We start from the raw sequence: 15,572 nt of genomic DNA, 5'->3' as shown, positions 1-15,572 counted from the left end.
TAATGGATCGCTCTGTCATATATATTGATTTACCTGAAAGAGATGAACTAAGAGCAAGAATGTTAAAGGCGATGTTGATGACATTGAAATATAAATAGTGGAGAGGTGTAAGGCATGATTTGTCAAGTATGTCAAGAACGCCCGGCGACTCTACACTTTACCAAGATAATAAATGGAGAGAAAACTGAACTTCACTATTGCGATATATGTGCTCAAGAAAAAGGTGAAATGTTCATGTTTGATGGAGAGCCTGGTTTTTCTATCAATAATTTATTAGCTGGATTATTTAACTATGATTCCACTTTTCAACAATCAAAACAGGAGACAATTCCTAGAGACAATATTATTCAATGTGATCATTGTAAAATGACTTTTAAACAGTTTTTAAATGTAGGGAAATTTGGTTGTTCGCATTGCTATGAAACCTTTAAAGATCAATTAACTCCAATCTTAAAGAGATTGCATAGTGGAAATTATGAACATCATGGAAAAGTTCCCAAAAGAATTGGCGGTTCTATCCATATAAAAAAACAAATTCAGCTATTTAGAGATCAATTACAAACAGCAATTATGCAGGAAGAATTTGAAGAAGCAGCAGAGATTCGTGATAAGATCCGTGCTTTAGAGGCCCAACTCCAATTGGAAGGAGGGGGAGAGGAATGACTGTTGAGAAATTTTTCAGCAAGGCAGTTAGTTCTTGGATGAGTCAGGATGGTCCCGACTCGGATATTGTATTAAGCTCACGGATTCGATTAGCTCGTAATTTCAAAGAGCACTTTTTTCCAACCATTAATAGTCCGGAACAAGCGAAGAACATCATCACGGAAGTTACTCAGGTATTTAATATAATAAAAAAAGACCAAAGTCATATTGATCTATTAAGGATGGATGATTTACAGCCTTTGCAAAAAAGGGTATTAGTGGAGAAGCATCTTATAAGCCCTAATCTTGCTGATGATTCTTCACATGGAGCTGTTATTTTAACGGATGATGAAGATGTCAGTATTATGATTAATGAGGAAGATCATCTACGCATTCAATGTTTGTTCCCCGGGCTTCAATTAAAGGCTGCTTTAGAAAAGGCAAATATAATTGATGATCTAATTGAAGAACATATACATTATGCCTACAATGAAAAATTCGGATATTTAACTAGTTGCCCTACGAATGTTGGGACTGGATTAAGAGCTTCCGTCATGGTTCATTTGCCTGGCCTTGTATTAACCCAACAAATAAACCGGATTATCCCGGCGATTAATCAGCTTGGTTTAGTAGTTAGAGGAATATACGGGGAAGGAAGCGAGGCGCTAGGAAACATATTTCAAATATCGAATCAAATGACATTAGGAAAAACAGAAGAAGATATTGTTGCAGATCTTACAAGTGTAGTACACCAAATTATTGCACAGGAAAGATCAGCAAGAGAAGCATTGATGAAAACATCTAACATACAATTAGAAGATAGAGTCTACCGTTCATATGGAGTATTGGCGAATAGTCGAATTATTGAGTCAAAAGAGGCTGCACAATGTCTTTCAGATGTACGCCTAGGTATTGATACAGGCTTCATAAAAAACGTATCAAAATCTATACTTAATGAACTAATGATATTAACACAGCCTGGTTTTTTACAACAATATGCCGGAGGACCTCTTCGTCCGCATGAAAGGGATATTAGGAGAGCTTCACTAATTAGGGAACGATTAAAAATGGAAGAAGTAAATAATAGTTAGGAGGAGATCCTTAATGATGTTTGGCCGATTTACGGAAAGAGCTCAAAAGGTACTTGCTTTGTCACAGGAAGAAGCAATTCGATTACGCCACAATAATATAGGTACAGAGCATATTTTGCTCGGTTTAGTCCAGGAAGGTGAAGGAATAGCTGCAAAAGCACTTTACGGGCTTGGCCTTAGTGCGGAAAAAATTCAAATTGAGGTAGAAAATTTGATAGGCAAGGGTCAAGATTCTGGGCAAACCATTCATTATACTCCGCGTGCAAAAAAGGTAATTGAACTATCGATGGATGAAGCTCGTAAGCTGGGGCATTCATATGTTGGTACGGAACATATATTGCTTGGATTGATTCGTGAAGGTGAAGGTGTCGCTGCAAGGGTTCTAAACAATCTGGGGGTAAGTTTGAACAAAGCACGCCAACAAGTACTACAGCTACTTGGAAGCAATGAAACAGGCAATCATCAAGGTGGTTCCGCTTCGAATGCGAATACTCCGACATTAGATAGTCTTGCTCGTGATTTAACTGCTATTGCTCGCGAGGAAACACTGGATCCTGTTATTGGCCGAAGCAAGGAAATTCAGCGAGTAATAGAGGTGTTAAGTCGAAGGACAAAAAATAATCCTGTGCTCATCGGTGAGCCTGGGGTTGGTAAAACAGCTATTGCTGAGGGACTTGCACAACAGATTGTGAATAATGAAGTTCCTGAAACCTTGCGTGATAAGCGTGTTATGACATTAGATATGGGTACTGTTGTAGCAGGAACAAAATATCGAGGCGAGTTTGAGGACCGATTAAAGAAGGTAATGGATGAGATCCGTCAAGCAGGAAATATCATATTGTTTATAGATGAGCTTCATACACTAATTGGCGCAGGTGGTGCGGAAGGTGCAATTGACGCATCTAACATTCTTAAGCCATCTTTAGCTCGCGGTGAGCTACAATGCATTGGTGCAACCACACTTGATGAATATCGTAAATATATAGAAAAGGATGCTGCATTAGAAAGAAGATTTCAGCCTATTCAAGTAGATGAGCCGACAACAGAAGAATCTATTTTAATTTTAAAAGGACTTCGTGACCGATATGAAGCTCATCATCGAGTATCGATTACAGACGAGGCGATTGAGGCAGCCGTCAAGCTATCTGACCGCTATATTTCTGACCGTTTTTTACCCGATAAGGCTATTGATTTAATTGATGAGGCGGGATCGAAAGTTCGATTAAGATCCTATACTACTCCTCCAAGCCTGAAGGAACTGGAAGCGAAGCTCGAGGAAATTAAAAAAGAAAAGGATGCAGCTGTTCAAAGCCAAGAATTTGAAAAAGCAGCGTCTCTACGTGATTCCGAACAAAGATTACGTGAAAAATTAGAAGAAACGAAGAAGTCCTGGAAGGAAAAACAAGGACAAGAAAACAGTGAAGTTACGGTAGAGGATATTGCAAATGTAGTATCAAGCTGGACTAGGATACCGGTTTCCAAATTAGCACAAACAGAATCAGAAAGATTGCTTAATTTGGAGGATATTTTACATTCGCGAGTGATTGGGCAAGAAGAAGCAGTTAATGCTATTTCAAAAGCGGTTCGTCGTGCACGTGCTGGATTAAAGGATCCGAAACGACCAATCGGTTCGTTTATTTTCCTTGGACCTACGGGTGTCGGAAAGACAGAGTTGGCAAGAGCACTTGCGGAAGCAATGTTTGGTGACGAAGATGCAATGATACGAATTGACATGTCTGAATACATGGAAAAACATTCTACGTCAAGACTTGTCGGATCACCTCCAGGCTATGTTGGATTTGAAGAAGGCGGTCAGTTAACGGAAAAAGTACGCAGAAAGCCGTATTCTGTTATTTTGTTAGATGAGATTGAAAAAGCACATCCGGATGTGTTCAATATCCTCCTACAAGTATTAGAAGATGGACGATTAACTGATTCGAAGGGCCGTACAGTGGATTTTCGTAATACTGTAGTTATAATGACGTCCAATGTTGGAGCAGAGGCATTAAAACGAAATAAATTTGTTGGTTTCAATATCCAAGATACTGGTCAAGACTATAAGGATATGAAAGGTAAAGTAATGGATGAACTTAAAAAAGCATTCCGTCCGGAATTCTTAAACCGTGTAGATGAAACTATTGTCTTCCATGCTTTAGAAAAAGATCAATTGAAGCAAATAGTTACTCTTATGGCAGAAGAGTTAGTAAAACGCTTAAAAGAACAAAAAATTGAATTGGAAATATCTGAAGCTGCGAAGGAAAAAATTGCAGATGAAGGATATGACCCGGAATACGGGGCTCGTCCATTACGCAGGGCAATACAAAAATATATAGAAGATCGTCTATCCGAGGAATTGTTAAAAGGCGAGATATTAGAAGGCCAACATGTAATAATTGATGTCAAAGATGGTGAATTTGTTGTAAATTCTTCCGAAATGACAGGAACACTATCGTAATGATTTTCCAAAATAAATGAAACCATTTTATTGGAAAACACGTCTATAATAAGTAGTTAAAAATAAAGGTTGCTTCCTTTAGATGAGATACAGATCGAACTGAAGGAAGCAACCTCATTTCATAGCTTGAAAAGGGATTTTATATTATATTCCTCTTCCGTATTTTATTTAAAATCCTAAAAAGTCTGGTTTCAAGGTATCCTTACTTTAAAGATAATCCATTATAATTTGGACAAGGATAGCTTTTGTTATTTTGTTTTAATAAGATTGAGCTAAAAAAGCGGAATATAACTGTATTTTTTCGAATAAAGTAATTACTATTTTGAAAAAGCATAGATATATAGAAAGGAAGTAAAAAATGGCAAAGAAAACAACCAAATTTATTTGCCAGACATGCGGGTATGAGTCCCCTAAATGGATGGGTAGATGTCCGGGATGCAGTGAATGGAATCAAATGGTGGAGGAAGTATCCGTTATTAGTAAGCCAAAAGGTGCCTTTTTACATACAGCTCCGGGAATTGTAGCAAAGGCTGCTCCTATTAATTCTATTCAATCGGAACATGAAGAAAGAACTGAAACAGATCTAGTTGAATTAAATAGAGTACTAGGGGGAGGCGTAGTTCCCGGATCTTTAATATTAATTGGCGGAGACCCTGGGATTGGAAAATCAACTCTGTTACTTCAAGTATCCTCCCAGCTATCAACTCATCATCATAAAGTCTTATATATTTCCGGGGAAGAATCTGTTAAACAAACGAAGCTTCGAGCAGATCGCCTCCATATAACTTCAAGTGAACTATATGTTTATTCTGAAACAAATCTTGAGGCTATTCAACAAACTATTCAAGATTTGAACCCCAATTTTGTCATTATCGATTCAATTCAAACTATATTTCACCCAGAGGTAACATCAGCACCGGGAAGTGTTTCTCAAGTTAGAGAATGTACGGCGGAATTAATGCGGATTGCCAAAACAAATGGTATTGCTATTTTCATTGTGGGGCATGTTACAAAAGAAGGTAATATTGCCGGTCCGAGATTATTGGAGCATATGGTTGATACAGTACTTTACTTTGAAGGAGAAAGACATCATTCTTATCGAATCTTAAGGGCAGTCAAAAATCGATTTGGCTCTACAAATGAAATGGCAATATTCGAAATGAAAGAACTCGGCCTTGTAGAAGTTGAGAACCCTTCGGAAATATTTTTAGAGGAAAGATCAAAGGGTGCTTCTGGATCCACAGTCGTTGCTTCCATGGAAGGCACTCGCCCAATTCTAGTAGAGATACAAGCGCTTGTTTCACCCACGATGTTTCCAACACCTCGCAGAATGGCTTCCGGGATAGATTATAACAGGGTAAATTTAATTATGGCTGTATTAGAAAAAAGGGTTGGTATGCTTTTACAAAACCAAGATGCCTATTTGAAGGTAGCGGGCGGTGTAAAGATCGATGAGCCGGCTATTGATCTGGCGATAGCAGTAAGTATTGCATCGAGCTTCCGGGATATACCAACAAAAGCAGATGATATTGTCATTGGTGAAATTGGGCTTACTGGTGAAGTAAGAAGGGTATCTAGAATAGAACAGCGTGTACAAGAAGCTGCTAAATTAGGTTTTAATCGGGTAATCATTCCGAATAATAATATTGGAGGATGGAAAATACCAAATGAAATTCAAGTTATTGGTGTTTCATCTGTGAAGGAAGCGTTACAGCATGCATTAGGAGGGTGAATGAATGGAAGAAAAAAAGCCTGGGCAAAAATCCATGCTAGAAATTCTGCAATTAATTGCACCAGGGACTCCTATTAGAGAAGGTATTGATAATGTTTTGCGTGCTAATACAGGGGGATTAATTGTCCTTGGATATAATGATAGGGTTAAAGCATTAGTGGATGGAGGATTTACCATTAACTGTATTTTTAGTCCGAGTTATTTGTACGAGTTGGCAAAAATGGACGGCGCTATAATTTTGAATGAAACAGGAAGTAAAATATTGATTGCAAATGCACAATTAGCACCAGACCCATCTATTACATCCTCTGAGACTGGCATGAGGCATAGAACAGCTGAAAGGGTAGCTAGACAAACAAAGTCACTTGTTATAGCTATTTCGCAAAGGAGAAATGTAATTACCCTATATCAAGGAAGTTTCCGCTATGCATTAAAAGATATAGGGGTAATACTGACAAAGGCAAATCAAGCTATTCAAACTTTAGAAAAATACAAGGTGGTTTTAGAGCAGAGTATAGCGAATTTGTCTGTATTGGAATTTGAAGAGCTTGTAACGTATAGTGATTTATTGCAAGTCTTGCATCGATTAGAAATGGTTATCAGGATAAAAAAGGAATTACTAAATTATTTAAATGAACTAGGAACAGAAGGGCGCTTAGTACGATTGCAAATGAAGGAGCTTATGACGGATATTGAAGAAGAGGCGATGTTAATAATTAGAGACTATGCCTTTGAGAAGAAAGTGAAGCCAGTCGATATTCTACTAAGATTTCAGGATCTGGTAAATTCTGATGTTTTGGATGATAACGTTATAATGAAGCTTTTAGGATATAACAATTTCATTCATCCGGATGAAACAGTTTTTCCACGCGGCTATAGGGTTTTAAGTAAAATACCTAGATTGCCCATGATAATCTTAGAGAATTTGATAGATACTTTCTCTTCCTTACCTAATATTCTTCGTGCTACTGCTGATGAACTGGATGATGTAGAAGGAATAGGTGAAGTAAGAGCGAGGAAAATTAAAGACGGATTGCAATTGATTAGGGAACAAACATTTGCCGATCGCCAATTATAATACACTATATTGATGAGAGGGTATGTATATTAATGAACCAATTCATATTTCGATATAACAATTATTTGACCATTCCATTACAATTTAAAAATATTCATCAATATTACGTTTTAAACTTAGGAATTTGTTTATAATGAAAAGAGGAGGTGAAAAAATGTTAAAGAGACTTGTGCAATCTTGCTTTATTATTATTGGTGGAACACTCGGTATCTTCTTGTTACCTGTTGTATTGAGACTGCTAAATTTACACGATATTATTTTTCTTAATAATCCTTATGTTACTGCAATTTTAGGTGCTATTATATTTTACTTCATTACTTTTTGGACAGTTGATTATGTTGTTGGTTTTGTTAAATGGTTTGAGGATTCCGTTGTGAAGGCGCCGATTACCGAGATTATATCCGGAAGCTTGGGTTTAATATTTGGTTTGCTAGTCGCGTATTTGATGGGGATACCATTCAATAATATGAATATCCCAATTGTAAATACAGTTATTCCAATTCTCTTAACACTATTACTAGGGTATTTAGGATTTCAAATTGGTTTTAAAAAGCGGGAGGAATTAATGAATCTATTAACCATATCTCGCTCTAGCAAAAAGAAAGCCAACTTGGAGGTAGAGGAAGAAAAGAAGGTTACCAAATCATTGAAACTGTTAGATACTAGTGTCATTATTGATGGTAGAATAGCAGATATATGTCAAACTGGATTTTTAGATGGAATAATTGTTATTCCTCAATTCGTTTTAATGGAACTTCAACATATTGCGGATTCTTCCGATGCATTAAAAAGAAATAGAGGTCGCAGAGGCTTAGATATTTTAAACCGCATTCAAAAAGAATTGCCAATAGAGGTTCAAATATATGAAGGTGACTTTGAGGATATTCAAGAAGTCGACAGTAAGCTCATAAAACTTGCTAAATTAACAAGTGGCATTGTAGTCACAAATGACTTTAATTTGAATAAGGTATGTGAACTGCAGAATGTACAAGTATTAAATATTAATGATTTAGCTAATGCGGTAAAACCAGTTGTTTTACCAGGTGAAGAGCTAAACGTTCAACTTATCAAAGACGGTAAAGAATATCATCAAGGAATTGCTTATTTGGATGATGGAACAATGATTGTTGTAGAAGAGGGCAGAAACTATATCGGGAAACGGATTGATGTTTTAGTTACAAGTGTGCTGCAAACATCTGCCGGCAGAATGATATTTGCTAAGCCCAAATTGCTAGAGAAAGCATTATAAATATGTTGATAGGGGTATAAAAATGGAATATCAGGTTATTATTCCAGCTGCAGGCCAAGGAAAACGGATGAGAGCAGGGAAAAATAAATTGTTTTTGTATTTAAATGGTGAACCAATTATTTCCCATACACTTAAGGTATTTCTTGAGGATGCAAAATGCAGCAGAATCATCTTAGTTATTCAGCCTGATGATGAGGTCTTTTTTAAAAACTTGATAAGAACCTTCGAGGATCGAGGAAAAATTCAAATAGTTTTTGGCGGAACTGAAAGACAATATAGTGTTTTTAATGGATTAGAAGCAGTAAATGACTGTAACGTTATATTAGTTCATGATGGTGCAAGACCATTTATTAGACAAAGTGTTATTCATCAATTAGCAGTGGCTGCCCATGAAAAAGGAGCGGCTATTGCTGCAGTTCCAGTCAAAGACACTATAAAAAAAGTTCAGGAATTTCAAGTGATAGAAACGATTGAACGGACAAGCTTGTGGCAGATACAAACTCCACAAGCTTTTCGCTTTTCTCTTTTGTGGGAGGCCCATCATCAAGCTCAACAGCAAAGTTTTCTTGGTACGGATGAAGCGTCTTTAGTTGAAAGGCTCAATCATCCTGTACATATAGTTATGGCTGATTATGATAATATAAAGTTAACAACTCCGGAGGATCTTTATATAGCAGAGGCAATTTTTAAAAATAGATCTAGGGTTCAATAAAATAAAAAGGAGAAATATCATGTTTCGAATAGGTCAAGGTTATGATGTGCATCAATTGACAGAAGGACGTCCACTTATTATCGGTGGAATTCAAATTCCTTATGAAAAAGGATTATTGGGACACTCCGATGCGGATGTTTTATTGCATACAGTGGCTGATGCTTGTTTGGGGGCGATCGGAGAAGGGGATATTGGTAAGCATTTTCCTGATACTGATCCAAACTATAAGGATGCTGACTCAGCCAAATTATTAGCACATGTATGGAATTTGGTAAAGGAAAAGGGTTATTGTTTGGGAAATATTGATTGCACTATCATTGCACAGAAGCCTAAAATGGCACCTTATATTGAGCAAATGAGAAAGCGAATTGCGGAATTGATTGAGGGAGATATATCTCAGGTTAATGTGAAAGCTACTACTACTGAGAAGTTGGGCTTTACCGGCCGTGAAGAAGGAATTGCCTCAATGGCTGTAGTTCTTTTGGAAGAAGTAAGGTAGTACGCTTTTTTTAAAGAAGTGACAGTGGTAAAATAGTAATGGATTAATAGAACTCTTTTAAAAGGCTCTTTTGTTAAACTATGTTGTTTTTGTAGAAGAATTTTTGTAAAAAAAGATTAACCAATTTAAAAAAGATGCCTTGAAAAGTCTATATTAGGTTAATAACCAAATACGAAAAGTAACAATCTATACGAAAATAGCGTTTATAAAAATGAGGAGGACGTTTCATAATGTCAAAGGATATAAGAGTACGGTATGCACCAAGCCCAACCGGACATTTACATATAGGGAATGCGAGAACCGCACTTTTTAATTATTTATTTGCCCGTAATAAAGGAGGATCCTTTATAATTCGGATAGAAGATACCGACAAAAAGCGAAATATTGCAGGCGGCGAAGAGAGTCAGCTGAAATATTTAAAATGGCTAGGTATGGATTGGGACGAGAGTGTAGATAAGGAAGGTGAATATGGTCCTTATCGTCAATCGGAGAGAAATGATATTTATCAAAAATATTATAATGAGCTCTTGGAGAATGGGCGAGCATATAAATGCTATTGTACGGAAGAGGAATTAGAGGCTGAACGTGAAGAACAGCTTTCCCGCGGAGAAACCCCTCAATATTCTGGGAAATGCCGTCATCTTACAAAACAGGATCAAGAAACCCTTGAAAAAGAAGGAAGAAAACCAAGTATTCGCTTTTTGGTTCCAAAAGGTAAGATTTATTCCTTTCAGGATATGGTGAAAGACGAGGTATCCTTTGAATCAGACGGCATTGGTGATTTTGTAATCGTAAAGAAGGACGGAATTCCTACTTATAATTTTGCTGTTACAGTCGATGATTATTTGATGAAAATTTCCCATGTTCTACGTGGAGATGATCATATATCTAACACACCAAAGCAATTAATGATTTATGAAGCTTTTGGATGGGAGCCACCTATCTTCGGGCATATGACTCTTATTGTAAATGAAAGTCGTAAAAAGCTAAGCAAACGCGATGAAAGTATCATTCAGTTCATAGAGCAATATGAAGAGCTCGGCTATTTGCCTGAAGCGTTGTTTAACTTTATTGCATTATTGGGATGGTCTCCAAAAGGTGAAGAGGAAGTATATTCCAAAGAAGAGTTTATTGAAAACTTTGATGCTGATAGACTTTCCAAATCACCAGCATTATTTGATAAGCAAAAGCTTGCATGGATGAACAATCAATATATGAAAAAGGTTGACTTGGATAAAGCAGTTGAGCTTTCCTTACCGCATCTTATCGAAGCGGGGCGTATCCCAAGTGATTTAACTGAAGAAGAATGCACCTGGGTTCGAAGCTTAGTTTCTTTATATCAGGATCAAATGAGTTATGGAGCAGAAATTGTAGAGCTGTCCGAACTGTTCTTCAAAGACGAGCTTACCTACGAAGAAGAGGCTAAGGATGTTTTGGCGGAGGAACAAGTGCCTGAGGTTTTACGTGCCTTTTTACAAGAAATTAATGAGCTTGAAACTTTCGAAGCGGAATACATTAATAAAGCTATAAAAGCAGTTCAAAAAGCTACAGGACAAAAGGGCAAAAAACTGTTTATGCCTATCCGAGCTGCGGTTAGCGGACAAGTACACGGACCTGATTTACCGAAGGCAATCCAGTTGTTTGGTAAGGAAAAAATAATTAATCGAATTCAAAGCATTTTAAGTTAACATTTTGTTTAAAATATTATATAGTAAGAATAAACATTTACATCTTTATCAAAATTATCAATAGAAAATATATTGTAAAGTGTTGATGAGGAGAAGTAAAAGAGCGATCGCTTACAAAAGTAGAATTCAATTTACATTGAATGTTGCTTTTAAAGAGAGAACCATCACCGGCTGAAAGTGGTTTAAGCCTCTCGCTATTTGAAATGCACCTCTGAGTCTTATTCCGAACGAACCAAAACAAGTAGGAATAAGCGGAATACCTACCGTTAAAAAGGGAGAGTTGGGACATAGAAGGTTTATTCTATGTTCAAACAGAGTGGAACCGCGCACAAAGCGTCTCTGTCTTAGCAGAGGCGCTTTTTTGTATTATTTACAGCTCTTTCAACAAGGCTCATTTCCTAAAATTTATTGCTTTTGGTGGCAAAGACCATATAACAAACCTTACTTTGGCTATGAATCAACAATCATCTTAAGAACAGATGCCCATAAGCCATACCTATATAAGGATTGTGAGCAATATAGAAAAGCGACAGTAAAATCGGCTTTTTAATTTTAACAATATATGAAAATGGCCTTCAAAAATTTATAAGGAGCGAAAAAGATGTTTAAGCGAATGAAGGAAGATATTGAGGTTGTTTTTGAGCAAGATCCGGCAGCCCGAAGTTATATAGAAGTAATATTAACCTACTCTGGCATCCATGCAATATGGGCCCACCGAGTTGCCCATGGTTTTTATAAGCGGAAGTTTTACTTTATCGCCCGTGTTATTTCACAAGTAAGCCGCTTTTTTACAGGTATTGAAATACATCCTGGTGCCCAAATAGGCAGACGCTTTTTTATCGACCATGGAATGGGTGTTGTAATAGGAGAAACTTGTGAAATTGGGGATAATGTTACTGTATATCAAGGTGTTACCTTGGGTGGAACGGGAAAAGAAAAAGGGAAAAGACATCCGACGATTAAAGATAATGCCTTAATTGCAACAGGGGCAAAGGTACTCGGCTCTATTACCGTAGGAGAAAATGCAAAAATAGGTGCAGGATCTGTTGTCCTAAAGGATGTACCACCTAATTCTACGGTTGTTGGTATTCCAGGAAGGGTTGTAATCCGAGACGGAGTCAAATTAAAAGACTTGAATCATAGTGATTTGCCAGATCCTGTGGCCGATCGATGTTTGGCTATGGAAAGAGAGATAAGGCATTTACAAAAGGAATTAGAGGAATTACAAAAGAAAGGAGTTCAAAAAGAACATGCCGATTCAAATCTATAATACACTGACAAGAAAAAAAGAAGAATTTATCCCGTTGGAAGAGGGAAAGGTCAAAATGTATGTGTGCGGTCCGACCGTATATAATTATATTCATATAGGAAATGCCCGCCCTGCAATTGTTTTTGATACAGTTCGCCGCTACTTAGAATACCGCGGGTTTGATGTGAATTTTGTTTCGAATTTTACAGACGTGGATGATAAATTAATTAAAGCTGCGAACCAGCTTGGAGAAGATGTACCGACGATTGCAGATCGCTTTATTAAAGCCTACTTTGAGGATGTATCTGCATTAGGGTGCAATAAGGCAAATGTACATCCACGAGTAACGGAAAATATGGATATCATTATTGAATTTATTGATTCATTAATTCAAAAAGGGTATGCATATGAATCTGCTGGAGATGTTTATTATAAAACACGAAGCTTTTCTGAGTATGGAAAGCTCTCCCACCAATCTATTGATGATTTGAAGTCAGGGGCTCGTATAGAGGTAGGAGAGAAAAAGGATGACGCATTGGATTTTGCCCTTTGGAAAGCGGCAAAAGAGGGAGAAATCTACTGGGATAGCCCTTGGGGTAAAGGAAGACCAGGCTGGCATATTGAGTGCTCCGCTATGGCAAGAAAATATTTAGGAGATACTATCGATATTCATGCAGGTGGACAGGATTTAACTTTTCCTCATCATGAAAATGAAATTGCACAGTCAGAGGCTTTAACTGGAAAAACTTTTGCAAGATATTGGATGCATAATGGCTATATTAATATTGATAATGAGAAAATGTCGAAATCACTGGGTAATTTTGTCCTTGTTCACGATATTATACAGCATCATGATCCGCAGGTATTAAGATTCTTTATGTTATCGGTGCATTACCGTAATCCGATAAATTACAATGAAGAATTATTAGAGAATGCGGGAGCCGGATTAGAAAGAATGAAGACGTCTTATCAAAACCTTAAGCATCGTAAGGAAGCAAGCGCGAACCTTACTCATGATGATCATGAATGGATGCGTAAATTAGAAGATCTTCGTCAAGCATTTATTCGTGAAATGGATGACGATTTTAATACGGCAAATGGAATCGCTGTTCTATTTGATTTATCTAAACAGGCAAACTATTATTTACGTGAGAAAAACACCTCGATCCAAGTGATTGAAGCGTTTATGCAGCAATTTGAAAATCTATTCTCTGTTTTAGGGTTAAAATTAGAAAATAACGAGTTGCTAGATGAAGAAATTGAGGAACTAATTGAAAAACGAAATATGGCCAGAAAAGAACGAAACTTTGCTTTAGCGGATGAAATTCGGGACCGTTTAAAAGAGATGAACATTATTTTAGAAGACACACCACAAGGTATTAGATGGAGACGTGGATAATGATGTCCGATATAAATATCCATAGCTTTGATGTTAAGGGGTTAAACAGTCTTGCTCTTGCTTACATGGGTGACGCCATTTATGAGGTTCATGTGCGTCACCATCTACTCCTACTAGGAAAAACAAAGCCGAATCAGCTTCATCGTGAAGCAACCAAATTTGTATCTGCTAAGGCTCAAGCGGCAATTTTAAAAGAACTCTATCAAAGAGAAGTATTAACAGAAGAAGAACAAGCTATTGTAAAAAGAGGAAGAAACGCAAAGTCTGGAACGGTTCCCAAAAATACAGATGTGCAGACTTATCGGCATAGTACAGCATTTGAGGCATTAATCGGTTATTTATACTTATCGGAGAATAAGACTAGAATGGAAGCGTTAATAAATATGTCCATTGAAATTGCCGAAAACCAAGCGGAAAAGATTTTTTAAGATAGGAGGGTATGTAATGGCTCAAGATTTTATTGGCGGAAAAAATCCGGTGATGGAAGCATTGAAATCAAAAAGGGAAATTAATAAAATTTGGATTGCTGAAGGATCACAAAAAGGGCAGATGCAGCAAATTATTCAATTGGCGAAGGAAGCTAGGGTCTTGGTACAATTCGTCCCAAAACAAAAAATAGATCAGATGGTAAGTGAAAATCACCAAGGTGTAGTTGCACAAGTCGCTGCCTATAAATATGCTGAATTGGATGATTTATTTGCAAGAGCGGAAAAAAGACAACAAGCACCATTCTTTTTAATTTTGGATGAATTGGAAGACCCTCATAATTTAGGCTCTATTTTAAGAACAGCGGATGCAGCGGGAGTGCACGGGATTATTATTCCAAAAAGGAGAGCGGTTGGTTTAACGGGAGCGGTCGCAAAAGCTTCTACTGGCGCAATTGAACACGTTCCGGTAGTAAGGGTAACAAATTTAGCAAGAACCATTGCAGAATTAAAAGAAAGGGGAATTTGGATATTTGGTACTGATGCGAAGGGCAGCCAAGATTATCGCAAAATGGATAGTTCTCTTCCGTTAGCGATAGTTATAGGTAGTGAGGGAAGAGGAATTAGCAGGCTGATAAGAGAGAGCTGTGATTTTCTAATTCATTTACCGATGGTTGGCCATGTTACATCATTAAATGCCTCTGTGGCAGCAAGTTTATTAATTTATGAGGTTTACCGACAACGATATCCTATTGGTGAATAAAGATGGATATATTGCTTGTTGATGGATATAACATCATTGGTGCTTGGCCAGAGCTTAGGAAGCTGAAGAAGACAAACCTGAGTGCAGCAAGAGACCGATTAATTGAAAAAATGGCTGAGTATCAGGGATACACAGGTTTTAAGGTAATCGTTGTTTTTGATGCACATTATGTCAAAGGAATCCAAAAAAAGTATCGTCATCACAATGTAGAAGTCATTTATACAAGAGAAAATGAGTCCGCGGATGAAAGAATTGAAAAAATGGCGATAGAGCTTAACAATAAAAAAACTCAGATTCATGTAGCTACCTCGGATTATACGGAACAATGGGCAATTTTTGGCCAGGGGGCATTGCGTATTTCCGCTAGAGAGTTATTAACGGAAGTAGAAATGAATAATCAAAATATCACAAAAAATGTGAAGGAAATTCAAGAGGAAAGGCCTGTTTCAAGAATTCCATTAAGTAACGAGGTAGCTGAATTTTTCGAAAAATTAAGAAGAGGCAAGGAATGATTGTTGACGCTTGAAAATTCAGTAATGTATAATATTTCTATCTATTGCTTTTCGCGTTCGGGGGGATTTATGTGAACC

General features: G+C 37.2%; 15 protein-coding genes (1 of these 15 only partly in view). All 15 read left to right on the top strand.

Translation table 11 applies throughout. From position 1 onward, the window contains the following. Nucleotides 1-98: the 3' portion of a CtsR family transcriptional regulator gene (locus tag KHA87_RS21035; RefSeq protein WP_481748388.1), read on the top strand. The gene continues 367 nt to the left of window position 1, outside the view; only the last 98 of its 465 coding nucleotides appear in the window; the start codon falls outside the window, past its left edge; its stop codon occupies nt 96-98. Between the two features lie 16 nt (nt 99-114). Then, nucleotides 115-663, top strand: a complete 549-nt coding sequence (mcsA, locus tag KHA87_RS21030; RefSeq protein ID WP_213096094.1) for a protein-arginine kinase activator protein McsA — start codon at nt 115-117, stop codon at nt 661-663. Next, on the top strand, nt 660-1,733 hold the full coding sequence (gene mcsB / locus KHA87_RS21025) for a protein-arginine kinase McsB (protein ID WP_213096093.1): 1,074 nt from the start codon (nt 660-662) through the stop codon (nt 1,731-1,733). Before mcsA ends, mcsB begins: the two co-directional genes overlap by 4 nt. A 13-nt stretch (nt 1,734-1,746) precedes the next feature. Then, a complete protein-coding gene (clpC, locus tag KHA87_RS21020) occupies nt 1,747-4,188 on the top strand; it encodes an ATP-dependent protease ATP-binding subunit ClpC (RefSeq protein WP_213096092.1) in 2,442 nt (813 codons plus the stop codon). 358 nt (nt 4,189-4,546) lie between these two features. After that, nucleotides 4,547-5,920: a DNA repair protein RadA gene (gene radA, locus KHA87_RS21015; RefSeq protein ID WP_213096091.1), complete on the top strand. Its 1,374-nt coding sequence runs from the start codon at nt 4,547-4,549 to the stop codon at nt 5,918-5,920. 4 nt (nt 5,921-5,924) lie between these two features. Beyond that, the gene (gene disA, locus KHA87_RS21010) at nt 5,925-6,998 is read left to right on the top strand and encodes a DNA integrity scanning diadenylate cyclase DisA (protein ID WP_213096090.1); all 1,074 of its coding nucleotides are present in this window, start codon (nt 5,925-5,927) and stop codon (nt 6,996-6,998) included. A 154-nt stretch (nt 6,999-7,152) separates the two neighbouring features. Further along, entirely contained in the window at nt 7,153-8,247 is a 1,095-nt protein-coding gene (locus tag KHA87_RS21005; protein WP_213096089.1) for a PIN/TRAM domain-containing protein, read from the top strand. A 22-nt stretch (nt 8,248-8,269) separates the two neighbouring features. Then, the gene (gene ispD, locus KHA87_RS21000) at nt 8,270-8,959 is read left to right on the top strand and encodes a 2-C-methyl-D-erythritol 4-phosphate cytidylyltransferase (protein ID WP_213096088.1); all 690 of its coding nucleotides are present in this window, start codon (nt 8,270-8,272) and stop codon (nt 8,957-8,959) included. A gap of 19 nt (nt 8,960-8,978) precedes the next feature. Beyond that, entirely contained in the window at nt 8,979-9,458 is a 480-nt protein-coding gene (gene ispF / locus KHA87_RS20995) for a 2-C-methyl-D-erythritol 2,4-cyclodiphosphate synthase (protein WP_213096087.1), read from the top strand. Between the two features lie 230 nt (nt 9,459-9,688). Further along, nucleotides 9,689-11,146, top strand: a complete 1,458-nt coding sequence (gltX, locus tag KHA87_RS20990; RefSeq protein WP_213096086.1) for a glutamate--tRNA ligase — start codon at nt 9,689-9,691, stop codon at nt 11,144-11,146. Nucleotides 11,147-11,747: 601 nt separating this feature from the next. Next, nucleotides 11,748-12,416, top strand: a complete 669-nt coding sequence (cysE, locus tag KHA87_RS20985) for a serine O-acetyltransferase (RefSeq protein ID WP_213096085.1) — start codon at nt 11,748-11,750, stop codon at nt 12,414-12,416. Further along, entirely contained in the window at nt 12,397-13,794 is a 1,398-nt protein-coding gene (gene cysS, locus KHA87_RS20980) for a cysteine--tRNA ligase (protein WP_213096084.1), read from the top strand. Before cysE ends, cysS begins: the two co-directional genes overlap by 20 nt. 2 nt (nt 13,795-13,796) lie before the next feature. Then, nucleotides 13,797-14,222 carry a Mini-ribonuclease 3 gene (locus KHA87_RS20975; protein ID WP_213096103.1) on the top strand — a complete coding sequence of 142 codons (426 nt, stop codon included), beginning with the start codon at nt 13,797-13,799 and terminating at the stop codon, nt 14,220-14,222. A gap of 16 nt (nt 14,223-14,238) precedes the next feature. Beyond that, nucleotides 14,239-14,982: a 23S rRNA (guanosine(2251)-2'-O)-methyltransferase RlmB gene (gene rlmB / locus KHA87_RS20970; protein ID WP_213096083.1), complete on the top strand. Its 744-nt coding sequence runs from the start codon at nt 14,239-14,241 to the stop codon at nt 14,980-14,982. Nucleotides 14,983-14,984: 2 nt separating this feature from the next. Then, complete coding sequence (locus KHA87_RS20965; RefSeq protein ID WP_213096082.1) at nt 14,985-15,494, top strand: NYN domain-containing protein; 510 nt, start codon at nt 14,985-14,987, stop codon at nt 15,492-15,494. Nucleotides 15,495-15,572: the final 78 nt, after the last annotated feature.

It is taken from the genome of Bacillus sp. FJAT-49736 (assembly GCF_018343615.1).
Classification (GTDB): Bacteria; Bacillota; Bacilli; order Bacillales; family Bacillaceae_C; genus Margalitia.
The sequence above is the reverse complement of the archived record's forward strand: the minus strand, read 5'-3'. Positions and strand labels throughout refer to the sequence as shown.